Origin of the sequence: Pseudomonas germanica (assembly GCF_019614655.1) — a bacterium.
GTDB classification, from domain to species: domain Bacteria; phylum Pseudomonadota; class Gammaproteobacteria; order Pseudomonadales; family Pseudomonadaceae; genus Aquipseudomonas; species Aquipseudomonas neuropathica.
In genome coordinates, this window is sequence record NZ_CP071586.1 from 1950029 (window position 1) to 1972856 (window position 22828).

Consider the following 22828-nt stretch of genomic DNA (forward strand, 5'->3'; position numbering starts at 1 on the left):
CAGAGCCGAACGCAGAGCGTCCGAAGAGGCATTCCCACGCAGAGCTTGGGAACGATCGGTTGTCTGGCCTACTGCGGCAACTCCAGATTATCCATCACCCGATTCACCGCCAGCTCCCCGAGCATGATCAATTGCGCGATCCCCAACAGCGTCCTGCGCTGCGACGCGGGTATGAGGTGGGCGAAGTCATGAGCGATGGTTCTGGCTGAGGCGAGTGTTTCGCTGGCATCGGCCAGCAGTTCTTCATTTTTGAAGTCTGCGGTCACGGCGTACATCCGGCGGGTTTTTCGGGGCGGAGGGGGGGAGCCGGGTGGGCAGAGGTAATGATCGAGGGCGCGTTCGGCGGCGTCGTTGAGCTTTTTTGAATCGAGGGATTCGTAGGGTGAGGCGAGATCGGTTTCGGGCGGGTTGGGTGTTGGTTTGATCATGGTGAAGCTCCTACAGGTGAGGCCACCAAAACCTGTCGCTAAACAAGAAAGGGTGGCGGCTGGACGCAGGTTAGCGAACCGGGTGTAGGCGCCCGGCAGACCCGAAGGTCTCCCACGCACAGCCGCCATGACATCAACTGCAGACAGATCGTTTGCAATGAGTTTTGGAGCGCTGGTGCGCCTACACAGATTCGGGTCGCTAAACCCGATCGCTGAATGAGTCAGCGACCGACCAACAATAGATCCCGTCCCCAAGGCGCACAAGCCGGCGGATTCTGGCGTAGCTGTAGGCAAAGGCGCAAGGATGTGTAGCCTGGAAGGCGTGTCTGAAGGTGTCTCTTAAACAGCCTGAGATTTCGACAAAGTGTGTCGGATAGCTGTAGAGAATGGCAGATGTGCGGTGTTCTGAATTTCGCCTTCCAGAAACGCTAGAAAGTCGTCCGGCGAAAAATCATCGGCTATAGCCATCAGCTCCTGGACAGTCTGCAGATGCGGGCGAATAGCCTCTCGTCTTATGGCACGCAGGGCGCCGTTTTGTGCGTCAAGATTGAATAAACGCAACGTCTCGACGGCACGTGTCCGTGCTCGAACATCGAGGTTGGCGAGAGGGCTGATTGTGCCGTCGCTGACAAAAAGTAAATAGCTATCCGGATCATCTTCGTCAGGTTTGAGCAGGTCTCTGTGATCATAGGGAGGGCAATTGTCTTTGAATTTTCCGCAGGCTTCCTCCCTACAACATGAGTGGAATAGATTGGTCCATTCGAAGGTGCCCTGCGGATAACTGCGTCTTTGTCGAAAGTGCTCGATATGCGAAAGTCTTGGCACGCTGATATCCGCTTCACAGTAGGCGCAACGAGTATCTTGCATCGCTTGAAGGCACTGGCGGATTTGGTCTCTATCTGCGTGTGTCACATCAACCCATTGATGTAATCCATGCCTATATCCAGCAAGACAGTTTGGAGTCGCAGTTCGAATCAGTTTTCGCATTCGCCCGACTTCCTTATTTTTGTTGTGTCAGTTGTTTGCGTTTGAATGTTTCGAGGCGAATCAACCGATCACAATCAAGCATGACGGGGTGTTGTGTCTCAAAGTGCGTGTCCAGATATTTTCGCAATGATAGTCCTTGGTCCGACTCATGCTGATCTTGCTGAATCAAGGCTATATATTCGCTCAATTTGCGAGAGGGTTCATTGTCTGGTGTGGGGTCAATACCCATGATGTATGCCAGAACCTGAGAGCTGGTGACTCCCTGAGTTTGTTGATCGACATTACTTATTCTAACGTGGCGGCAATTGTCGTCAGTCACTGTGTGCAGCACACGGATACACGTTGCCTGAACGGAGGTAATTACTTGCGGGCTATGTGTGGTGACGACGAACTGGATGTTCGGAAAGGCGCCGAGCAGATCGGGTATGACCGTTTGCTGCCAAGCAGGATGAAGGTGCATATCGACTTCATCGATCAGCACCACTCCCGTGCATTGGCGTGGCGCGGTGCTGCCGAAGTGAGGATTCAGCTTTACGCAGCGATAGGCAATATCGGCTGCCAAGGCAACTATGTTGCGAATACCGTCGCTGAGTTGGCTGACTTTCAGCACGCCATGTATTGGATGCTCCAACACCAGATCTGCGAATTCACTACTGTAGGCAAGGTTTCTCCATCCAGTTTGTGATTCAAGCATTGAGTTGACTGTGTTCTGAACTGCTTTGACTGGATTCAAAAACTCGTCTTTAACATCGAACGTTGTTTTTCCTCGTTCAAGACTGCGAATTTGCTCTTCACGATAGGTACGAAAAATTCGTGTGTACCATTTGCTGAACTGCTTGTAGTTGGAGGCAGGGTCAAGGCTGTCCCGATAACCATAGGTTCTGGAAAGTTCGGCGTTATCGATGGGTTCAGAGGTAGGCGTGTTATCCCTCCATAGGCGACTCGTACCGTAATAGGCCAGCACAGGTAGATCGATCGGTTTGGTAACGTCCATTAATACGTTATGAAAGATCCAGCCTTGCAAATCACGAGCTTTGTTTTCCAAAGCCCTTGCACCTTGGTCGCTGCGGGTTTTCGTTCCTTTGCGAATACTGATTCGACTGCGTGACCAGGAAATGTCAGCACTCTGAAAATCAGCATGAGCCGTCAGGCGAGCTGGAAGAGAAGGTTCCATTTGATGCGCCTCGACGGGGCGTAAAAAAACATCGTCAGGCTGAATGCCCGTCAAGGGAGCGTTACCCAAATCAAATCCGCGAACAAAGGGCCACAAGGCCACTTTGATAGCGTCCAGCAAACTTGTCTTGCCCTGACCGTTGCGCGCAACCAGCAGCGTCAGCTGTTCATTGAGTTCCAGTGTCAGCGCGGGGAAGCAGCGGTAGTTTTCCAGATCGAGCCTGATCAGTTTCAAAGACTTTCCTCCATGTGAACCGATTCCAGGCTACGGCAGTGGCTATATTGGCGGGGACCGATGTGGTGCAAATTCTACTGTGAATGAATACAGGTGAATACATGCTCACTGCTAACGGTGTGTTTCAGGATTTGGGTAGTGTCTTCTGCCGCAAAATATAAACCGTCACCAACACCGCGCTCGTCAACATGAACCCCCGCGCCCACGGCAACGGCACCAGGTAGCAGGAAAACAGAATGCTCGACCACATCAGCCCGATCGCGTAGACCTTGCCCTTGAGCGGAATGCCGTTGCCATCGAGATAATCGCGGATCCACGGGCCGAGTCGGGGATGCTCGACCAGCCATTGATAGAAACGCGCAGAGCTGCGCGCGAAGCACGCCGCGGCGAGCAGAAGGAAAGGGGTAGTGGGCAGGACGGGCAGGAAAATCCCGATCACCCCCAATGCCACGCTGAGCCAGCCGATGGCCAGCAGGAAGTAGCGCAACATCAGGGGGCGGTTGCCTATGGGGTTGTCCATAGGCCGGATCTTAGTGGTGACGTGGCTTGAGGATCGCCGGTTTTTCGTCTGGCGCCTGGCACAGCAGGTACAGCGCGGTCAGGGCTTCCGGGATCTGCACGATCATGTCGTCCATCAGGTTGGCGTCTTTGGCGATGTCTTCGAATTCCGGCTGTTCGTCGAACAGGCCCGAACCGACCATGATCGGCAGGAGCATTTCGCTGACTTCTTCTTCGGCGGTTTCGAACCAGGCCGCTTCACGCAGGAACACGCCTTCCATGAAACCGATGCACCAGCCGCGCAGTTCGGAATCATCAGGCTCGTCGCCCAGGTCCAGTTCGCATGGCAGTTCGAACTCTTCATCCGAGGCCAGTTGACGGGCGATGTGTGCCTTGAGGCCGATCAGGGTGGCTTCGATCTCTTCGCGCTGGGCGTCGCTGCTGTAATGCGGCTCTTCGGCGAACAGGGCGTCGATCCACTCACGCTCCGGTACGTCTTCAGCGCAGATCGACAGCGCGGTCAGGTAGCCGTGAGCGGCCACGTAATCCAGCGCCTCGTCATGCAGCTCGTCGGCGTCGAGGAAAACTTGCAGGCGGGTCAGTTGCTCAGCGAAGGACATTACGGGGCTACCTTGGGGAATAAACAATGCGGGAATTCTAGGCCTTCTTGCGCGCTCAAGCCAGCCGCATGGCAGATTTGACCTGTCATACCCTGCATACACCCTGTAGGAGCTGCCGAAGGCTGCGATCTTTTGATTTGCTTTTAATAAAGACATGATCAAAAGATCGCAGCCTTCGGCAGCTCCTACACAGGTATCAGCGATTGTATCGACGGGTGTCGCCCTGTGCAGGGGAGGGCTCGGGTATACTGCCGCGTTTTGCGATCCCTGCCCGCATTGCGGTTGTCGTGCAATGCGCTCTTACGTTTTGTTTAAGCAGCTCCGGCTGTTCTGAACCAGCCTGCGCAGGGATGTATCGGTAGATTTTTGGAGTTTCTATGCTCGAACAGGCTCAACGCGTCCTCAAGGACATCTTCGGCTACGACAGTTTCCGTGGCCGTCAGGGTGCAATCATTGAGCGCGTGGCCAGTGGCGGTGATGCGCTGGTGCTGATGCCTACCGGTGGCGGCAAGTCCCTGTGCTTTCAGGTGCCGGCGCTGTTGCGCGATGGCCTGGCGGTGGTGGTGTCGCCGCTGATTGCGCTGATGGACGATCAGGTCGCCACCCTCGAAGAGCTCGGTGTGGCCGCCGCCGCGCTGAACTCCACCCTGAGCGCTGAACAGCAGCGTGACCTCGCAGCGCGGATCAAGCGCGGCGAAGTGAAGATGTTGTATCTGGCGCCCGAGCGTCTGGTGCAGCCGCGCATGCTGTCGTTCCTGCAAGGCTTGAACATTGCGTTGTTCGCCATTGACGAAGCGCACTGCGTGTCGCAATGGGGTCACGATTTCCGTCCGGAATACCTGCAGCTGGGCCAGTTGGCCGAGATGTTTCCCGACGTACCGCGCATCGCCCTGACCGCCACCGCCGACAAGCGTACCCGCGAAGAAATCGTCACGCGCCTGCATCTGCAGAATGCCGAACGCTTCCTGTCGAGCTTCGACCGCCCGAACATCTTTTACCGCATCGTGCCCAAAGAGCAGCCACGCAAGCAGTTGCTGGCGTTCCTCGCTGAGCGGCGCAGCGATGCCGGCATTGTCTATTGCCTGTCGCGCAAGAAAGTCGAGGAAGTCGCGGCATTCCTCAGCGAGCAGGGCTTCCCGGCGTTGCCGTATCACGCTGGTCTGCCCAATGATCTGCGCGCCTTCAATCAGAAACGCTTCCTCAACGAGGAAGGCTTGATCATGGTCGCTACCGTGGCGTTCGGCATGGGCATCGACAAGCCCAACGTGCGTTTCGTCGCCCACCTCGACTTGCCGAAATCCCTTGAGGCGTATTACCAGGAAACCGGGCGCGGCGGTCGTGACGGTCTGCCGGCAGATGCCTGGATGGCCTACGGTCTGCAAGACGTGGTGATGCTCAAGCAGATGCTGCAGAACTCCGAAGGCGACGAGCGGCACAAGCGTCTGGAGCAACACAAGCTCGACGCCATGCTGTCGCTTTGTGAAGAGACCCGCTGCCGTCGTCAGACCCTGCTGGCGTACTTCGATGAAGACATGCCCGAGCCGTGTGGCCATTGCGACAACTGTGTCGACGGCGTGCAGACCTGGGACGCCACCGAGCCTGCACGTCAGGCCTTGTCGGCGATTTTCCGTACCGGCCAGCGTTATGGCGTAGGTCATCTGGTTGATGTGCTGTTGGGCAAGGACAACGAAAAAATCCGCAGTTTCGGCCATCAGCATCTGTCGGTGTGGGGCGTCGGCAAGGCGTTGAGCGAGAGCGAGTGGCGCTCGCTGTTCCGTCAATTGGTGGCGCGCGGTCTGGCGGATGTCGATCACGAAGGTTATGGCGGTCTGCGTTTGAATGACAGTTGCCGGCCATTGCTCAAGGGCGAGGTCACGCTGGAGCTGCGCCGCGACCTCAAACCGCAGGTTACGGCCAAAACCGCCAGCAAGAGCCCAGCCAGCCAACTGGTGCGCGGCGAAGAGCGCGAACAGTGGGAAGCCTTGCGCGCCCTGCGGCGCAAGTTGGCCGAAGAGCATGGCGTGCCGCCGTACGTTATCTTCCCCGATTCCACGTTGTTGGAAATGCTCCGCAGCCAGCCGACCTCGCTGGCGGAAATGGCCCGGGTCAGCGGTGTCGGCGCACGCAAGCTGGAGCGCTACGGTGATGCCTTCCTCGAAGTGCTCGGTGGCGAGGCCGAGGCGCCAAAAGCGGTGGCCGATGTGCGCCACGAATTGATCACCCTGGCCCGCGCCGGCATGACGCCGCTGCAGATCGCCGGGCAGTTGCAGTGCTCGGAAAAAAATGTGTACACGATGCTCGCTGAGGCCATTGGCAAGCAGCAGTTGTCGCTCGAGCAAGCGCTGGACTTGCCGGAAGAGTTGATGGGCGAAGTGCAGGACGCGTTCCTTGATGGCGAGGGCGAGTTGCCATCGGTCGCTGAGGTTGCGGAGCTGTTTGCCGGACGTGTGCCGGAAGGCGTGCTTTACTGCGTGAGGGCTGCGTTGCAGTCGGAATTCGAGATCTGAAATTCGGTCTCGACCCTCACCCCAGCCCTCTCCCAGAGGGAGAGGGGGCCGACCGAGGCGTCTGAGGTTTGACATCGACCTGAAAGAACCAGTCGATTATGGATTCGGTAAAGCAGGATCAGGTCGGCGTAACCCTGAACCATCCCCCATTCAGTCCCCTCTCCCTCTGGGAGAGGGCTAGGGTGAGGGCCGTCCAATTCCGGATTCAGCAAAGCATTCCCAAGTCGCTGAATATCTAAAGCATCCCCCCATTCAGTCCCCTCTCCCTTTGGGAGAGGGTTAGGGTGAGGGAGCCTCAAGATGTAACGATTCAGTACAGACCGCCACTTGCCTATAACTGCAGCTCATGCTTAGCTGGCTAATAATTAGATTTTCTTTATTTTCAGTCTAACCGTGAGTGTTTTATGCCGTTAACCGATCAACACCGCTTTGGCATGCAACTGGCCCAGATGTCCCGTGGCTGGCGTGCCGAACTGGACCGCCGACTGGCCGGGCTGGGTCTGTCCCAGGCGCGCTGGCTGGTGCTGCTGCATCTGGCGCGTTTTGAAGAAGCGCCGACCCAACGCGAGCTGGCGCAGAGCGTTGGCGTCGAAGGGCCGACCCTCGCACGCTTGCTCGACAGTCTGGAAAGCCAGGGCCTGGTGCAACGCCAGTCCGTGATGGAAGACCGCCGGGCGAAAAAAATCGTCCTCTGCGCACCGGCCCTGCCGCTGATCGAACAAATCGAAACCATTGCCACACAACTGCGACACGAGTTGTTCGAAGGCGTCGACGAGGCGGATTTGAAAGTGTGCATGCGGGTTCATGGGCACATTTTGGCCAACCTGGAAAAATCTTGAGGCACATCCACGTGCCGTATCTTTGAGAGATCGCGCTGAGCCGACTATAAGAACTACTGGGCAATATCGTGTTCGTACCGGATGTGCGAACGCATAGAAGTCGGTTTTGCTTATTTAAGGGATGCTCATGCTCGCAAGTCGGCACGTGGTACTGCGCGGTGGCGCCAAATGGCTGCTGGCCGCTGGCGTATTCAGCTATTCGGCCTGGTCGATGGCTGTGGGGCTAGGTGATATCACCGTTCATTCAGGCCTCAATCAGCCGCTCAAGGCCGATATCGCGTTGGTCGATGTCGGCGGGCTGACGCAAAACGATCTGACGGTGCGCTTGGCCACGGCGGATGAATTCGCCGAGGCCGGGGTTGAGCGGGTGTTCTTCCTCAACGACCTCAAGTTCATCCCGATCCTGCATGGCAATCGCCAGATGATCCGGGTCACGTCAAGCAAACCAGTCAACGAACCCTTTCTGAATTTCCTTGTGCAGCTCAATCAGCCCAATGGCCGTTTGCTGCGTGAGTACACGGTGTTGATCGACCCTCCGGGGTCGCCGGGTATCGTGCCGGCCACCGATGAACCGGATCCGCGTGCACAATCTTCCGCGTTTCCCAGCGTCGAGCCTGTTGTCGCAGCGCCGCAGGCACCTCAGGCCAAACGCGATGCCGTGCCCGCGCCAACGCCTGCAAATCCGCCGGCCAACGATGCACTCGCCGAGCAACTGGCTGCCAGTGCGTTGCTGAATCAGCAATTGCAAAAGAGCGTCGATGAGCTGAACGCCAAACTGCAGACGCAGGATGTGCAGATTGCCGCTGGCAAGAAGCAGATTACTGAGCTGCAAACGCAATTGATCGAACTCAGGAAAGCACCGCCACCTACCGAAGTCGCTCCGGCACCTGCCCCGGTTGTGGCACCTGTTGAGTCCACAGATGACGGTTTGAACTGGCCATTGTTCGCGGGCCTGTTGCTGTTGTTGGTGGCCTTGGCCGGGCTGTTTGTGCACCGTCGACGGCAACAGTCGCAACAGGCTGATCGACCGCTGCCGCAGTTGCCGCAGAGCGAGGAACCTGAGGTAGATGAAGTCGAAAACGCAGAGTCTGTCAGGGCTCACACCTCAACCCAACACCGTGAAGAACCGGCAGCGGGCGATGTGCTGGAGGCGGTAGGAATCTATCTGGCCTACGGCCGCTTGGGCGAAGCTGCTGGGTTATTGCGCGACGCTTTGCACAAAGAGCCGGAGCGCACCGATATCGGTTTGCAGTTGCTCGAAGTCTTGGGGCGTCAGGGTGACAGCGCCGTGTATGAACAGCAGGAAAGTCAGTTGCGTGAACAGGGTGTTGATGCCCAGACGTTACAGGATGTTCGTGTTCGACATCCGAAACTGGCGGGTGCCGAACCGTTGGCCGCGGTGGCGCCCATCATTGCGGTGGCGCCTGCTGTCACTGCCCAACCGGCGCCTGAAGATGATTTCGAGTTGAATCTGGGCGAGCTGTCGATGGATTCCAGTTGGGATTTGGAAGACAGCCGCACGGCCACTACTGAGCCAGCGGCAGACACCTCGGCGCTGGGCTCCAGCCTGAAAATACTGCCTCAGGATTTTGAACTGCCGGAAGCGGCCGGCGAGGACGCCGAACTTGAGTGGATCCCTGAGCCGCACGCCGAGCCGCTGGATGAAGATTTTCTCAATGAGTTTGCCGATGCCGAGCCGTCTCTGGTGTTGCAACCGTTGGACTTGCAGGCACCTGAGCCGCTACACGACGAAAACTCCGGAAAACTCGAACAGGCGCAGACCTGCATTGATGACGGTGATATCGACAGTGCGATTGCGTTGCTCAATGAGCTGCTCAAAGAGGGCGATGAACCTTTGAAGCAAACGGCGCGGACGTTGCTGGCGGGGATTCGCTAATACCCGATTGATTTGCGGTGGCGCTGATATCGTTTTCGCGAGCAGGCTCGCTCCCACATTTGACCTGTATTCGCAGAACCATTGTGGGAGCGAGCCTGCTCGCGAAGACAGACGGTCAGACAACATCAATTCCTGACCCGGTCAGAAGGTCTGGCCAAGGTTCAGATAAACCGCCTGCTCATTCGCATCATTCAACCCGTAACTGAAATTCAACGGCCCCAGCGGCGTGTCAAAACCAATGAACACGCTGGCGGCGTTGATGTAGCCACTGTCGAACTCATTGTCGTTGTTCCACGCCCGCCCACGCTCCAGCGAGGCGCCGGCATACAGCGGAAAGTCCAGCGGCAGATACGAGCGCGGCGTCAACCGGCGGTAGTACACCGCGCGCATCAGGCTGACGTTTTGCCCGGAAATGGCGTCTTCACGGAACCCCGACAATTGCCGCGCGCCGCCGAGCAGAAAGCTCGACGTCACCACGTTGGCATCGTTCAGCGTACGCCCGTAGCGCCCTCCGAGAATCAGCGTGTCCGGGCCACGGCTCATGGCTTTGTCGAGTTTGAACTCCCACTGTCTATAACGCGTATCCGAACCCAGCCCCGGTTCGAACTGCATCAGCGTCAGGCTGACGTCCTTGCCTTCGTGAGGGAAGTAGACGTTATCCAGTGAGTCGTACGAATACTTCAGCGCATAGAAGCCTTCGTTGAAGTTTTCACTCGGCAGGTCCTGATCACCAATGCGCACATCGGCCTTGCCCCAGGCCTCGCCGACACCGAACCGCACTTCGCCGTTGTTGCCGATCTGGCGACCGAAGTTAAGGCCGAAACCGTAGCGCTCGACGCGGTACTGTGCGATCGGATCGTTATCGAGCACCGCCTCGACGTTCTGTGCTTCAAACGAGGCGTACGGTGCGACGAAATAGCGCGAACCGACGTCCAGTGGTTGATAGAACTCGGTATACAGCTCTTGTTTGTCACCAATCTGCGCGCGGGTCAGCCATTCCGCACCGAGGCGGTTGATGCCGTTGATGCGGTAACTGGCCCCGAGGTTGAAGGCGCTATCGCCACGCATGTCGTCGGACAGATTGAGGCCGACCCGCAGGTAATCGGTGCCGCTGCGCTTGCCCCGAGCACTGATCACCAGTGTGTGGTCCTGGCCCTTGTGCACCACGCGGTACTGCACTTGTTCGAAGTAGTCGAGGCCATACAAGGTGCCCATGTCCGAGTGCAATCGCCCCAGGTCCAGCGGCTCGCCAATGTGCTGGCGAATGTAGTAGCGGATCACGTCGTCGTCGACTTTTGAGTCATTCTCGACGCGGATCGCGGTGATGATCGGCGTGCGCTGCCCCGGGGAACGGGCGGCAGCGAGTTCGGCGTCTTGGGATTCCTTGGGTTTGAGCACGGCGAGGCGCGCATCGAGGATGCGGGTCGCGCGGTAACCGGCGTCGATCATGTCCTGGGCTTTACCGAAATCGGTGACACCGAATGCGGCCAGCGCGGGCTGGATCAGTACATCGGAGGATTTCAGCGCGGCCAGTTGTTCTTCGGAGTTACTGCGGGTCATCAGAGTGATCGACTGGTTCAGCACATCGACCACGGTGGTCAGTTGCTTGCGGTTGCGCAGCGGTGTGCCGATGTCGACGACGATGGCCACGTCAACGCCCATTTCCCGCGCGACATCCAGCGGGATATTGTCGGTCATACCGCCGTCCACCAACAGCCGGCCGTCGAGCTCGACCGGGGCGAACACCGCCGGGATCGACATGCTGGCGCGGATCACCTGAGGCAAGTGGCCTTTGCGGAACACCACTTTTTCGCCATTGGCAATGTCGGTGGCCACAGCGCGGAACGGGATCGGCAGTTTGTCGAAGTCCCGGGTATCGCTGGTGTGGGCCAGCAGGCTTTCCAGCAGTAGCGCGAGGTTCTGGCCCTGAATCACACCCAGAGGCAGGCCGAGACTGCCGTCGTCGCGAAAGCTGAGTTTCTGTTTCACCAGAAAGTCGCGGTCATCCTGTTTGCGTCGAAACGGCACGTCCTCGCGCGGCGGGGCGTCGGACAATGCGGCTTGCCAGTCGATGTTCAGCGCGAGTTTTTCCAGCTCATCGATCTTGTAGCCCGAGGCGTACAGCCCGCCGACCACCGCGCCCATGCTGGTGCCGGCGATCGCATCGATTTTGATGCCTTGCTCTTCCAGGGCTTTGAGCACACCGATGTGCGCCAGACCACGCGCGGCGCCGCCGGACAGCACCAGGCCGACTTTCGGTCGCGGCGCGTCACTGGCGTGAACAAACAGTGGAAGCAAACCAAGCAGCAGGCAGAACAGCAGACGGCGCATTGTGAGTCTCTGGGCAAGCAATAAAGCCGGCTATTATAGCGGCGCCCTCTGTCTCAGGAGTTTCAGCGAACATGACTGTCGCAAAAGCAGAAGTTGTCATCACCTATTGCACCCAATGCCAGTGGCTGCTGCGCGCGGCGTGGCTGGCGCAGGAACTGCTCAGCACCTTTGGTGATGACCTCGGCAAAGTCTCCCTGGTACCCGGCACCGGCGGGGTATTTCACATCACCTGCGACGGCGTGCAGATCTGGGAACGCAAGGCTGATGGCGGTTTTCCCGAGGCCAAGGTGTTGAAGCAGCGGGTTCGCGATCAGATCGATCCTGACCGCGACCTCGGTCACAACGACCGCACTCAGTGAGACGCGGCCTCGGCGGCGACGGCTTTCTTGTCGGCGTGGCCTGACATCCGTGCTGACACAACGATGGCGATAATGATCAATGCGCCGCCGAGCAACATCTTCGGCGTCGGGTTTTCATTGAACAGCAGCCAGGCGACGGTGATGCCGTAGACCGGCTCCATGGCAAACACCACCGCCGCCGTGCGCGCCTTGATCACCGCCAGGCTGGCGACGAACAGGCTGTGTGCGACGCCGGTACAGAACACCCCGAGCAGGGCGATCCACAGCCAGTCCAGTGCGCGCACTTCGCTGAGTAGCGGTGCTGCAACCGGCAGCAGACACAGCGCCACCACGACGTTTTGACACAACGCCGCCTGCACTGCCGGAATCCGCCCGGAGCTGGCGCGGTTAGTCAGTGACAACAGCGAGAACAACAGCCCCGACAGCACCGACCAAAGCAAACCGATGGTCGCGCCGCTGCTCAGGTCGAAGGCTGGGGTCACCAGAATCAGGCCGATGCTGACCAACACCACCAGCACAATTTCATTGGCACGGATGCGTTCTCGGAAGATCAGCCCTTCAAGAATCACCGTGAAGGCCGGGAAACTGGCAAAGCCCAATGTTGCGATGGCGACACCGGCGATCTTCACAGACAGGAAGAAACTCACCCAGTGCCCGGCCAGCAACACGCCGCTGAGGGCGAGGCGGCGCCAGTCCACGGCCTGAAGTTTTTGCCAGCCGTGCTGACTGGCGAAACGGGCAAAAAATGCCAGGGCGAGCACGGCGAAAGCCGCGCGTCCAAAGACGATCACAGCGGGGGACGCAGCAGCGAGTTTGCCCAACACACCCGTCAGGCCAAACATCAAAGCGCCAATGTGCAGAGCGCCGAGGGCGGTACGCGGAGTCATCGAAATCCTTCTATCTCAAACACAATTCTTGATCGTTCCCACGCTCTGCGTGGTAACGCCTCTAGGGACGCTCTGCGTCCAGTGACGCGGAGCGTCACGGGCTGCATTCCTTTGCTGCGCGTGGGAATGATCAGCAGTGGACACATAATGAGCCGGGGAAGGTCGAAAGTCTGTCGGCAGACTATCGTCGTTTGTCGCAGGAATCGCGCCGAAGCTGGCCGGGTGACGAACCGAACTCACGCAAGACGGCGGCCGAGAAGGCACTCTGCGAGTTGTAGCCGACGCGACTGGCAACTTCCCCGATCGGCAGGGCTGTGTCGCGTAGCAGTTGAACTGCCAGATGCAGGCGTTTACTGCGGATGTAATCCATCGGCGTCTGCCCGCATTCGGCCATGAACCGTGCATGCAGGCGCGCGCTGGACAACCCCGCCACTCGCGCCAGATCGGCGACTTGCAATGGATAAGCGGCGTACTGCTCGATGTGCGCATCCAGCGCGGCATAGGGCAAGCGGCGAATGGCGTGTTCCGCAGGTTGCGCGTGATTCAGACTGGCCAGCAGCAACACCGCGCCTTGCTGGGCAATCAATGGATCGCTGACCGGACTGTTCGCCAGCCAACTGACCAACTGGCTTTGCCCGGAATCCAGCGACAAGCGCGCCGGTTGATCGAGCAGACGATGGCTGGCGTCGGCATGCTCGCCCAGTGAATCCGTCAGCCATTGGCCGTCCGGGATATCCAGTACCAGACAGCGGCTGCCGTTGGGACTGCCGCAGGCATGATGAGCGCCGGACGGGACCACCACAAAGCTTTGCTGGCGCACCTGACTGCCACAACCCTCGACCTCGAAATCCAGCGCACCGGACAACCCGAACACCAATTGCGCGTGGTCGTGGCTGTGGACGATCAAGTCGTGGGTGTACTGACGCAAGGTGAGGATCGGTCGCATGGCAGGTGGTCTCCGAAGTGATCGCCAGTCTACACCGGCGCACGCCGGATGCGTTGTCACAGGACTGACTCATGTTTGTCATGGTCGATTAACCGAGCGCGCGCAGAGTGGCGAAAACATCGCAGAGGGTTGCCCATGACCAGCGCCGAGCTCGCCAGACCCAGCCGTAAACAACGCGTGCGCACCCTGTGGATCTCCGACGTGCACCTGGGCACGCGGGATTGTCAGGCCGAGCACTTGTCGCAATTTCTCAAGGGCTACCATGCCGACAAGATTTACCTGGTTGGCGACATCATTGACGGCTGGAAGCTGCGCGGCGGCATGTACTGGCCGCAAGCGCATACCAACGTGATCCGCCGCTTGCTGACCATGAGCAAGCGCGGCACCGAGGTGATTTACGTCACCGGCAACCACGACGAATTCCTGCGTCGTTATTCGAAGCTGATTCTGGGCAATATCCAGTTGGTCGACGAGGCCGTGCATGTCACGGCCGATGGTCGGCATCTGCTGGTGATTCACGGCGATCAGTTCGATGTGATCACCCGATATCACCGCTGGCTGGCCTTTCTCGGCGACTCCGCTTACGAATTCACCCTGACCCTCAATCGCTGGCTCAACCATTGGCGTGCGCGCTATGGCTACGGCTATTGGTCGCTGTCGGCGTACCTGAAGCACAAGGTGAAGACCGCCGTGAGTTTCATCAGCGACTTTGAAGAAGCCATTGCCCATGAGTGCGTGAAGCGCGAGTTGCATGGCGTGGTGTGCGGGCACATTCACCACGCCGAAATCCGCAAGGTGGGGGAAGTGGATTACCTCAATTGCGGCGATTGGGTGGAGTCGTGCACGGCGCTGATCGAACACTGGGATGGCACGATCGAGTTGTATCGGCTGGCGGATGCGCAGGCGCGGGAGGCGGAGCTGAAAGCGGCCAAAGTCGCCGAACTCGCATAAAAGCAAAAGATCGCAGCCTTCGGCAGCTCCTACATTGGAATGTGTACCTCTGTAAGAGCTGCCGAAGGCTGCGATCTTTTGATCTTAGGCCGGGCTGTGCTCTTCCATCGCGGCCTTGTAAATCGAGTTCTTCGGCTGCGCAAACAACCGGTCCATCATCGGCTCGAAAAAACTCAACGGCAGCGTGTCATAGTCAGGATCAAACGCCGCCGCATCGTATTTGGCGCAAAACTCGGCGGTCGCCTGAAACTGCGGATGCTCCCTGAACTGCTCACGAAGATGCCGATCCATGCCCAGGTGATGAAAGAAGTAATATCCCTGAAACACCCCGTGCTTCTCGACCATCCACAAATTTTCGGCACTGACGAACGGCCTGAGAATCGCCGCAGCAATGTCCGGATGGTTGTACGAACCCAAGGTGTCGCCGATGTCATGCAGCAAGGCACAAACCACATATTCCTCGTCGCGCCCGTCACGAAAGGCACGGGTGGCGGTTTGCAGCGAGTGGGTCAGGCGATCCACCGGGAAGCCGCCGAAATCGCCTTCCAGCAATTTCAGGTGGGTCATGATCCGTGCGGGCAACTGTTTGGCGTAGGCGCTGAAGTCGGCGGCGATGATCGCCCAATCTTCTTGGGTACCGTCCTTCATATGGGTGAAGCGGGCATTGGCATTCATTGGCTGACCCTCATTCAGAACGCCACGCGACCCAGAATCATGTCGCGGTACATGACGAAGTCGCCAAGCAGGCTGTACAGCGGATGCTGGAAAGTCGCCGGCCGGTTCTTTTCAAAGAAGAAGTGCCCGACCCAGGCGAAGCTGTAACCGGCCAGCGGCAAGGCCAATAACAGCAGCCAGGCGCCCTTGGCGATGGTCAGCGCGAGAATAAAAATCACCAGTGTCGTGCCGATGAAGTGCAGACGCCGGCAGGTGCTATTGCTGTGTTCGCTGAGGTAATACGGATAGAACTCAGCGAAGCTGTTGAAATGCTTGATGTTTTCCACGACCGCGTTCTCTGTGGTTATTGTTCTGGCGACGAGTTGTGCTGCGGGTAGCTTATTTGAGTCTAGAGTGATCATTGGCGTGGGCCAGTGACAATCGGCGCCACTTTAGTATCCTTCGCAAATCGGGCCGTAACATGCGGCCCATCATGTAAAAGAAAAACGCCATGAGCGAACGAACGACTTCTGCAAGCTGGGCGATGGGGATTGTCAAAGCATTGGAGATGGACGGCCTGGATTGCCGGGTTCTGTTCAAACAACTGGGGCTCGATTACACGGCTCTGGATGATCCGGATGCGCGCTTCCCGCAAGATTCCATGACCCGTCTCTGGCAACGGGCGGTCGAGTTATCTGGCAACCCCGCGATCGGCCTGAACATGGGCAAGGTGGTGCGACCGGCGTCTTTTCATGTCGCCGGCTACGCGTTGATGTCGAGCAATACCCTTGCCGAAGGCTTTCAGCGGCTGGTGCGCTATCAGCGCATCATCGCCGAGAGCGCCGATCTGAGTTTCCGATTGCTTGATGAAGGTTATGCGCTGATTCTGACCGTGCACGGTGACCATCTGCCGCCGACCCGGCAAAGCGCCGAAGCCTCGCTGGCCTGTGCGCTAGGCCTGTGCGGCTGGTTGACCGGACGCACGTTGCACCCGGTCAAAGTGCTGGTGCAGGGCGCGGAACCGGATGACCTGGAACCCTATAAACAAGCTTTCCACGCACCGCTGATGTTCAACGCGCCGTACGATGCGCTGATCTTCGAGCGTGCCGACATGGAAGCGCCGCTGCCCACCGCCAACGAAGCGATGGCGCTGCTGCATGACCGCTTTGCCGGGGAATACTTGGCGCGTTTTTCCGAAAGCCGCGTGACCCACAAGGCGCGACAGGTGCTCTGCCGTTTGCTGCCGCAAGGTGAGCCGAAGCGCGATACCGTCGCGCAGACCCTGCATCTATCGCAGCGCACCTTGCAGCGCCGCTTGCAGGAGGAGGGCACGAGTTTTCAGCAACTGCTCGACGACACCCGCCGTGAACTGGCCGAGCAGTATCTGGCGCAGCCGAGCATGACCTTGCTGGAAATCGCTTATCTGTTGGGGTTTGCCGATCCGAGCAACTTCTTTCGCGCGTTCCGCCGCTGGTTCGACACCACGCCCGGCGATTACCGGACGCGGTTGTTGCAGGCGCCGGGTGCGGTCAGTGACGCCAAAAGGCCGGAATACACAGTACAAACACCGTAATGATCTCCAGTCGGCCGAGCAGCATGCCGAACGACAGGATCCACTTGGCCGCGTCCGGCAGAGTGGCGAAGTTGCCCGCCGGGCCAATGGTCTCGCCCAGGCCTGGGCCGACCCCGGACACGGTGCTGGCAGCGCCGGTCAACGCGGTCATCCAGTCGACGCCGAGCAGCGACAGGAGCAGGGCGATCACGCAGATGGTAATGGCGAAGAAGAACGAAAAGGTCAGAATCGAACGGACGATCTCTTCGTCGAGACGGTGGCCGTTGTACTTCTGTTTGATCACTGCGCGCGGGTGAATCAGTTGATTAAGGTTGGCCTTGAGCAAGATGTAGGCGACCTGGAAACGGAAGATCTTGATCCCGCCCGCCGTCGACCCGGAACAGCCTCCGACAAAACCCAGATAGAAAAACAGCATCAGCGAGAAGTTACCCCACAGGCTGTAGTCGCCGAGGGCGAAACCGGTGGTGGTGACCACCGACGTCACGTTCAGCGCCACGTGGCGTAGCGCCTCCAGCCAATGCAAATTGGTCGTCCACCAGTACCAGGTGCCGAGCACCAGCCAGGTCACCAGCAGCATACCGAGCAAACCCTGTACTTGCTGATCCTTGATCAGCGCCTTGCGGTTGCCGCGCAACGTCGCCACGTACAGGGTGAACGGCAGGCTGCCGAGAATCATGATGACGACTGCGACCCAGTGCACCGCCGGTTGCGTCCACTTGGCCAGGGATTGATCGGAGGTCGAGAACCCGCCAGTGGAGATCGCCGACATCGCGTGGTTGATCGCGTCGAACGGACTCATCCCGGCCCACCAGAACGCCAGGCTGCCAAGGATGGTGATGCCGACATACGCCGCCACAATCAGGCGCGCCACCATGTGCGAGCGGGGCATGACCTTTTCCGAGCGGTCCGAGGACTCGGTCTGGAACAGGCGCATGCCACCGATACGCAGCAGCGGCAGAATCGCTACCGCCATGCCGATAAAGCCGATCCCTCCGATCCAGTGCAGTAACGAGCGCCACATCAGGATCCCGGGGGACATGTTGTCGAGGCCATTGAGCACGGTCGAGCCGGTCGCGGTAATGCCCGACATGCTTTCGAAAAACGAGTCGGTGTAGCTGATGTGCTGGGTCAGCAGAAACGGCAGCGCAGCAAAAATGCACACCACCAGCCAACTGCTGACCGTCAGCAGGTACATGTCACGCGGACGCAGGTGAATGTGTTCCGGTCGGCCGGGAATCACCAGCGCGAGGCCGGCGACGAAGGTGATCATGCTCGCCCAGAGGAACGACGGCAGATCACCGGTGCGCTCGAAAATCACCAGGGTGGCCATAGGCACGACCATGGCCACGGCCAGGGTGATCAGGAAGATGCCGATGATGAAACCAATGATCCGTAAGGTCGGCAACGCCATGAAGTCCGCTCGGGCTGATGTGGGAAGGGCGCCATTCTACCCGTGGGGCAGGGCATGTAAACCGGCATCCTGTTGGCAGATACAGCTAGAATAGCCGCACATATTTTTCAGGAGGTGGCCGATGCAGGCTCTCGACGCGTTGCTCAACCGTGTTTCCGTTCCACGACTGGTCGAACCGGCCCCCACTGCCGAGCAGCGCGAAGCCCTGTTTGGCGCCGCGTTGCGCGCGCCGGATCACGGGCATTTGCAGCCGTATCGCTTCCTGACGGTCGAAGGCGCGGCGCGTGAACAGATGGGCGAGTTGTTGGCCGAGGCTGCACAGCAGCAGGAAGGCGAGGTCACCGAAGCGATGATCGACAAGGCGCGCAACGGTCCGCTGCGAGCGCCGTTGGTGGTTGTGGTGATCGCCAAATTGCAGGAACACGTTAAATATCCGAAGGCCGAGCAGTTGCTGGCGGCCGGGTGTGCGGCGCACGGGATTTTGCTGGCGGCGTATGCGCAGGGGATTGGTGCGGTGTGGCGTACGGGTGATCTGGCTTATTCGCAGCATGTGGCTAAAGGCTTGGGCCTGGCCGAAGGTGAAGAGGTGATTGCGTTCCTGTATCTCGGCACGCCGCAGAAAGAGCCGCGTGTGGCAGATAAAGTCGATCTGAGCGAGTTCGTCAGTGCCTGGCCTGGTAAAGCCTGAAGATCAAAAGCCCCTCACCCTAGCCCTCTCCCAGAGGGAGAGGGGACTTGATCTGGTCAAACGATACTGGACACGGTTATAGGGTTTTACCCTTTTTCATGCCGCCAGGGCCTCCATGTCCACCGGAGTTCGGTAGCCATTGTGACTGTGCAGCCTGATCCGATTGTAATAATGGGTCAGGTAGCGCAATACATCGGTACTGGCCTCATCTTCGTTTCGGTAGCCAGCCTTGGGTATCCATTCAGATTTCAAACTGCCAAAGAAACGCTCCATCGGGGCGTTGTCCCAGCAGTTTCCTCGTCGACTCATGCTTTGTTTTATGCGCATGTCCGCCAGCGTTTCACGAAACACTTTACTGCTGTAATGACAGCCCTGATCCGAATGGAACATTAGGTTTTCAGGGCGTCCTCGCGACTCGAAAGCCATCTTTAACGCTCGACAGGTCAGAGCTGAATCCGGACTTCTGGACATCGCCCAGCCGACGATGCGGCGGGCATGCAGATCAAGTACAGCAGCCAGATAAACCCAGTAAGTACCGGCCCAAATGTAAGTCACGTCGCCACACCACACTCGATTGGGGGCCTCGACTTTGAATTTACGCTCCAAATGATTGGGGGCGTATTGCGCCTCCGCACCGCTGGGTTTGTACCGATGCCTGCGCCGTTGCTGGCTCTTCAAACCGAGCTCGCGCATCAGGCTACGAGCCATGTAACGACCTACCGACTCTTTTTCGTTACACAGCGCTTTTGACAGGCTGCGCGCGCCCATTGAGCCGCGACTTTGCTCATGTAATTCGGCAGCCTTGATCTTTAGGCGATCGCGCCCGACATGCACTTTCGCCCGCTGTTTCAGACGCTCGTAATAACTGCTGCGGTTGATACCAAACACGCCACACAACTCGGATCTTGGATATTGCTCGCTTAACTCCTCGACCAGCCTTACCGATCGAGGGAATCCGACATCAAGAGAGCTGTAGCCTTTTTTAAAATTTCCTTCTCGCGCTCAATCCGTCGAATTGTTGCTTCCAGTTCCTGGATGCGTTTTTGGTCAACGGTCATGGCCTTGGACTTCTCAGGCGTCTTGCCACTGCGCTCCGCACGCAGTTGCTCAACCCAGCGACGCAGAGCTGTAGGGCCCACGCCCATTGCTTCGCAGGCTTCACTCACCGAATAGTCTTTATCCAAAACCAGGCAAGCCGCATCCCGTTTGAAATCTGTCGAAAAATATCGTCTGGTCAAATCACACCTCGTCGTTGGGCGTAGATTAACGCCCTTTAGGGGTGTCCAGAATCATTAAGCCAGATCAACTGATTGGGGGATGCTGTAGAGGTACGCCGACCTGAAAGTGCTCGGCTGAATCCAGAGTCGATAACGGCTCCAGTGCATTTCGAGTTCGGAGTCGATAACGGCTCCAGTGCATTTCGAGTTCGGAGTCGATAACGGCTCCAGTGCATTTCGAGTTCGGAGTCGATAACGGCTCCAGTGCATTTCGAGTTCGGAGTCGATAACGGTTCCAGTGCATTTCGAGTTCGGAGTCGATAACGGTTCCAGTGCATTTCGAGTTCGGAGTCGATAACGGTTCCAGTGCATTTCGAGTTCGGAGTCGATAACGGCTCCAGTGCATTTCGAGTTCGGAGTCGATAACGGTTCCAGTGCATTTCGAACCCAGAGTCGGCGACGATTCACGTGCCTTCCTGGTCCATAATCAACTCGGTTCTTCAGGTCGATGTATGACGCAAGACACCTCGGTCGGCCCCCTCTCCCTCCGGGAGAGGGCTGGGGTGAGGGTAGCTTTTAGGCTCTTAAAGTTGCACCACCGCTCCGGGCACCAACGGCAATTCCAGGCTGGCAATAAACCCACCCTGCGGATGATTTGCCAGCGTCAAACTCCCACCATGCCGTTCCGCCGCTCGCCGCGCAATCGCCAGGCCCAAACCGTGTCCCGCTGCCGTCTGCCCCGGCGCCCGGTAAAACGGTTCGCCCAACTGGCTCAAATGTTCAGCCTGCACCCCCGGCCCATGGTCGCGCACGCTCACGATGATTTTTTCACCCTGACGTGAAGCCTGCATTTCAATCGGCTGACCTTCCGGGTTGAAGCGCTGGGCGTTGCGCAGCAGGTTATCGACGGCGCGCTCGATCATGGTCGGCCAGCCTTTCAGATTCAGCTGCGGTTCGGCATCAAGACGCACGATCTGCTCGGGCGATCCCAGTATTGCGTCCTTCTGCAAGAGGCCGAGCAACGCATTCAGATCCACCTCTTCAGCACTGGCGTTGTCGGCATCGACCCGCGCCAATACCAGAATTTCACTGATCAATGCTTCCAGCCGATCACACTCGCGGGTCAGGCGTGGCCAGAGTTTTTCCCGTTCTTCAGGATTGGCCCGTTCCGCCAGCGCCAAGGCAATGCGCAACCGCGCCAACGGTGAGCGCAATTCGTGGGAAACGTCGCGCAACAACTGCCGTTGGCTGCCTATCAGGCTCTGCAGACGCGCACCCATGCGGTTGAAGTCGGTGGCCAGCACGCCGAATTCGTCGCGGCGATTGGCCAGTTTCGCCAGGCTGTTCTGCTGATAGGTGGTCTGCCCGAGATCATGCACCGCGCCGCGCAAACGGCTGAGCGGGCGGGTGATGGAGAAGGTCACCAACAGACTGAACAGGGTCAGCACCACCAACGCGATGCCCAGCGCACTCAATGGCCAAAGCAGACTTTCGCGGTGCCAAGAGTCGAGTTCCGGATGCGGGATGCGGTAGATGAACAGGTAGGTGTCACCGGTTTTTTCGCTGGTGAATTCATCGGTCAGACGTCGCCATGGCAGGCGCCGGTCATCATTGTTCTGGCGGGCTTCGAATGCGGCTGCGCGGCGCGGGAAGGTGCCGCGAACCACCGGGTCGCCGGATTCGTTCAGCACCTGAACATCGATGTGATATTGGCGTTTGCGCTGTTCGAGGATGTCCTGAGCAGCTTCCTCGCCCTGGGCTTCGTAGGTTTGCGTCCATTCGCCGGCGAGGGTGTTGAGGCCCGGATGGCGGCTGAGGATCCACGCATCCTGGTTGAGCATGTGCCCGAGCAGAATGGACAGCCCGGCCACCAGAGCGATGGCCAGCCAGAAGCTCGCGAGAATACGCCAGAACAATGAACGCACAGAAAATCCTCAGAACAAACGCAAATCCCTGTAGGAGTGAGCCTGCTCGCGATAGCGGTGAGTCAGACAAGTATTCGTTGACTGACACACCGCTATCGCGAGCAGGCTCACTCCTACATTGGATCGGTGGAAAAAGACCCGGCGGTGTTTAGCCGTCGGGTCCGGGGTCAGAACATTATTGCGCCTTTTGCGCCTGTTGCGCTTTCCACGCCTTGAATTCGGCCCATTCGGCGCGACGCTCGGCCTGTTTTTTCTGGATCTCGTCGAATTTCTTCTGTTGATCCGGTTTCAGCAGCGCCCGAACATCGGACTCGGCTTTCTTGTGGTTGGCGGCCATCTCGTCCTTCATGGCTTTCTGGTCAGCCGGCGAGAGTTTTTCCAGGTACTTGTCGACCACTTGCTTACGCTCGTGCATCTGCTCGCCCATGATCTTGCGGATCTGCTCGCGCTGTTCGCGGGACAGGTCGAGTTGGCTGTACGGGCCTTTGCCGTGCATGCCGTGCATCTGACCGCCGTGGCGTGGGCCGTCGAGCGGGCCACCCATCGGGCCACCGTCTTGCGGCATGGCCATGGCGACGGTTGGCAGAGCGGCAGCGAACATCAGAGCGATAAGAGTCTTGCGCATGGTGTATCTCCTTGTCTCGTTCCCGGTACGTTCCGGATGAGTTCAGATTACGGAGATCAAGGTCAGCGGCGGTCAGC

General features: G+C 58.5%; 21 protein-coding genes. 7 read left to right on the forward strand and 14 right to left on the reverse strand.

Translation table 11 applies throughout. The annotated features are described in order from the left end of the window. Positions 1–68: 68 nt before the first annotated feature. The 5 genes from J0G10_RS08605 to J0G10_RS08625 form a co-directional block, all read right to left on the reverse strand. Positions 69–428, reverse strand: a complete 360-nt coding sequence (locus tag J0G10_RS08605) for a DUF6124 family protein (RefSeq protein ID WP_220558299.1) — start codon at positions 426–428, stop codon at positions 69–71. A gap of 339 nt (positions 429–767) precedes the next feature. After that, on the reverse strand, positions 768–1415 hold the full coding sequence (gene ptuB, locus J0G10_RS08610) for a retron Ec78 anti-phage system effector HNH endonuclease PtuB (RefSeq protein ID WP_095049307.1): 648 nt from the start codon (positions 1413–1415) through the stop codon (positions 768–770). Between the two features lie 13 nt (positions 1416–1428). Then, the gene (locus J0G10_RS08615; RefSeq protein WP_095049308.1) at positions 1429–2823 is read right to left on the reverse strand and encodes an AAA family ATPase; all 1395 of its coding nucleotides are present in this window, start codon (positions 2821–2823) and stop codon (positions 1429–1431) included. A gap of 124 nt (positions 2824–2947) precedes the next feature. Continuing rightward, on the reverse strand, positions 2948–3343 hold the full coding sequence (locus J0G10_RS08620; protein ID WP_220558300.1) for a YbaN family protein: 396 nt from the start codon (positions 3341–3343) through the stop codon (positions 2948–2950). Positions 3344–3353: 10 nt separating this feature from the next. Beyond that, a complete protein-coding gene (locus tag J0G10_RS08625) occupies positions 3354–3941 on the reverse strand; it encodes a UPF0149 family protein (RefSeq protein ID WP_016984205.1) in 588 nt (195 codons plus the stop codon). 377 nt (positions 3942–4318) lie between these two features. On the opposite strand from J0G10_RS08625, the gene recQ reads away from it, so the two are divergent. The 3 genes from recQ to J0G10_RS08640 all read left to right on the forward strand — a co-directional run bounded on the left by recQ (position 4319) and on the right by J0G10_RS08640 (position 9184). After that, the gene (gene recQ, locus J0G10_RS08630) at positions 4319–6448 is read left to right on the forward strand and encodes a DNA helicase RecQ (protein WP_220558301.1); all 2130 of its coding nucleotides are present in this window, start codon (positions 4319–4321) and stop codon (positions 6446–6448) included. 404 nt (positions 6449–6852) lie between these two features. Then, a complete protein-coding gene (locus J0G10_RS08635; RefSeq protein ID WP_007919713.1) occupies positions 6853–7287 on the forward strand; it encodes a MarR family transcriptional regulator in 435 nt (144 codons plus the stop codon). A gap of 127 nt (positions 7288–7414) precedes the next feature. Beyond that, entirely contained in the window at positions 7415–9184 is a 1770-nt protein-coding gene (locus J0G10_RS08640) for a FimV/HubP family polar landmark protein (protein ID WP_220558302.1), read from the forward strand. A 141-nt stretch (positions 9185–9325) separates the two neighbouring features. Here J0G10_RS08640 and J0G10_RS08645 read toward each other — a convergent pair whose 3' ends face one another. Next, the gene (locus J0G10_RS08645) at positions 9326–11515 is read right to left on the reverse strand and encodes a patatin-like phospholipase family protein (RefSeq protein WP_095050134.1); all 2190 of its coding nucleotides are present in this window, start codon (positions 11513–11515) and stop codon (positions 9326–9328) included. Positions 11516–11586: 71 nt separating this feature from the next. Here J0G10_RS08645 and J0G10_RS08650 point away from each other — a divergent pair, with 71 nt between their 5' ends. Next, positions 11587–11874 carry an Rdx family protein gene (locus J0G10_RS08650; protein ID WP_093442622.1) on the forward strand — a complete coding sequence of 96 codons (288 nt, stop codon included), beginning with the start codon at positions 11587–11589 and terminating at the stop codon, positions 11872–11874. Here the strand turns inward: J0G10_RS08650 and J0G10_RS08655 are convergent. Next, complete coding sequence (locus J0G10_RS08655; RefSeq protein WP_095050136.1) at positions 11868–12761, reverse strand: DMT family transporter; 894 nt, start codon at positions 12759–12761, stop codon at positions 11868–11870. The two genes, J0G10_RS08650 and J0G10_RS08655, sit on opposite strands and share 7 nt — an antisense overlap. Before the next feature lie 181 nt (positions 12762–12942). After that, a complete protein-coding gene (locus J0G10_RS08660; RefSeq protein ID WP_220558303.1) occupies positions 12943–13707 on the reverse strand; it encodes an AraC family transcriptional regulator in 765 nt (254 codons plus the stop codon). A 135-nt stretch (positions 13708–13842) separates the two neighbouring features. On the opposite strand from J0G10_RS08660, the gene J0G10_RS08665 reads away from it, so the two are divergent. Next, a complete protein-coding gene (locus J0G10_RS08665; protein ID WP_007919701.1) occupies positions 13843–14658 on the forward strand; it encodes a UDP-2,3-diacylglucosamine diphosphatase in 816 nt (271 codons plus the stop codon). A gap of 84 nt (positions 14659–14742) precedes the next feature. On the opposite strand, the gene J0G10_RS08670 is transcribed toward J0G10_RS08665, so the two are convergent. After that, positions 14743–15333, reverse strand: coding sequence for an HD domain-containing protein (locus tag J0G10_RS08670; protein WP_220558304.1), 591 nt, complete (start codon positions 15331–15333; stop codon positions 14743–14745). Between the two features lie 14 nt (positions 15334–15347). Then, on the reverse strand, positions 15348–15659 hold the full coding sequence (locus tag J0G10_RS08675) for a DUF962 domain-containing protein (protein WP_093442638.1): 312 nt from the start codon (positions 15657–15659) through the stop codon (positions 15348–15350). A 164-nt stretch (positions 15660–15823) separates the two neighbouring features. On the opposite strand from J0G10_RS08675, the gene J0G10_RS08680 reads away from it, so the two are divergent. Further along, positions 15824–16885: an AraC family transcriptional regulator gene (locus J0G10_RS08680; RefSeq protein WP_218251785.1), complete on the forward strand. Its 1062-nt coding sequence runs from the start codon at positions 15824–15826 to the stop codon at positions 16883–16885. Here J0G10_RS08680 and J0G10_RS08685 read toward each other — a convergent pair. Beyond that, a complete protein-coding gene (locus tag J0G10_RS08685) occupies positions 16842–18296 on the reverse strand; it encodes a TrkH family potassium uptake protein (RefSeq protein WP_095050140.1) in 1455 nt (484 codons plus the stop codon). The two genes, J0G10_RS08680 and J0G10_RS08685, sit on opposite strands and share 44 nt — an antisense overlap. A 121-nt stretch (positions 18297–18417) precedes the next feature. On the opposite strand from J0G10_RS08685, the gene J0G10_RS08690 reads away from it, so the two are divergent. Then, positions 18418–18984, forward strand: a complete 567-nt coding sequence (locus J0G10_RS08690; protein ID WP_095050141.1) for a nitroreductase family protein — start codon at positions 18418–18420, stop codon at positions 18982–18984. A 96-nt stretch (positions 18985–19080) separates the two neighbouring features. Here the strand turns inward: J0G10_RS08690 and J0G10_RS08695 are convergent. The 3 genes from J0G10_RS08695 to J0G10_RS08705 form a co-directional block, all read right to left on the reverse strand. Next, positions 19081–20222, reverse strand: a protein-coding gene (locus tag J0G10_RS08695; protein WP_425355398.1) for an IS3 family transposase whose coding sequence is annotated in 2 segments (ribosomal slippage) — positions 19081–19961 and positions 19961–20222 — 1143 coding nt in all. Because the reading frame shifts where the segments join, the coding sequence is not laid out codon by codon here. A 563-nt stretch (positions 20223–20785) separates the two neighbouring features. After that, a complete protein-coding gene (locus J0G10_RS08700; RefSeq protein ID WP_095050142.1) occupies positions 20786–22126 on the reverse strand; it encodes a sensor histidine kinase in 1341 nt (446 codons plus the stop codon). Between the two features lie 175 nt (positions 22127–22301). After that, positions 22302–22751 carry a Spy/CpxP family protein refolding chaperone gene (locus J0G10_RS08705; RefSeq protein ID WP_007919681.1) on the reverse strand — a complete coding sequence of 150 codons (450 nt, stop codon included), beginning with the start codon at positions 22749–22751 and terminating at the stop codon, positions 22302–22304. Between the last annotated feature and the right edge of the window lie 77 nt (positions 22752–22828).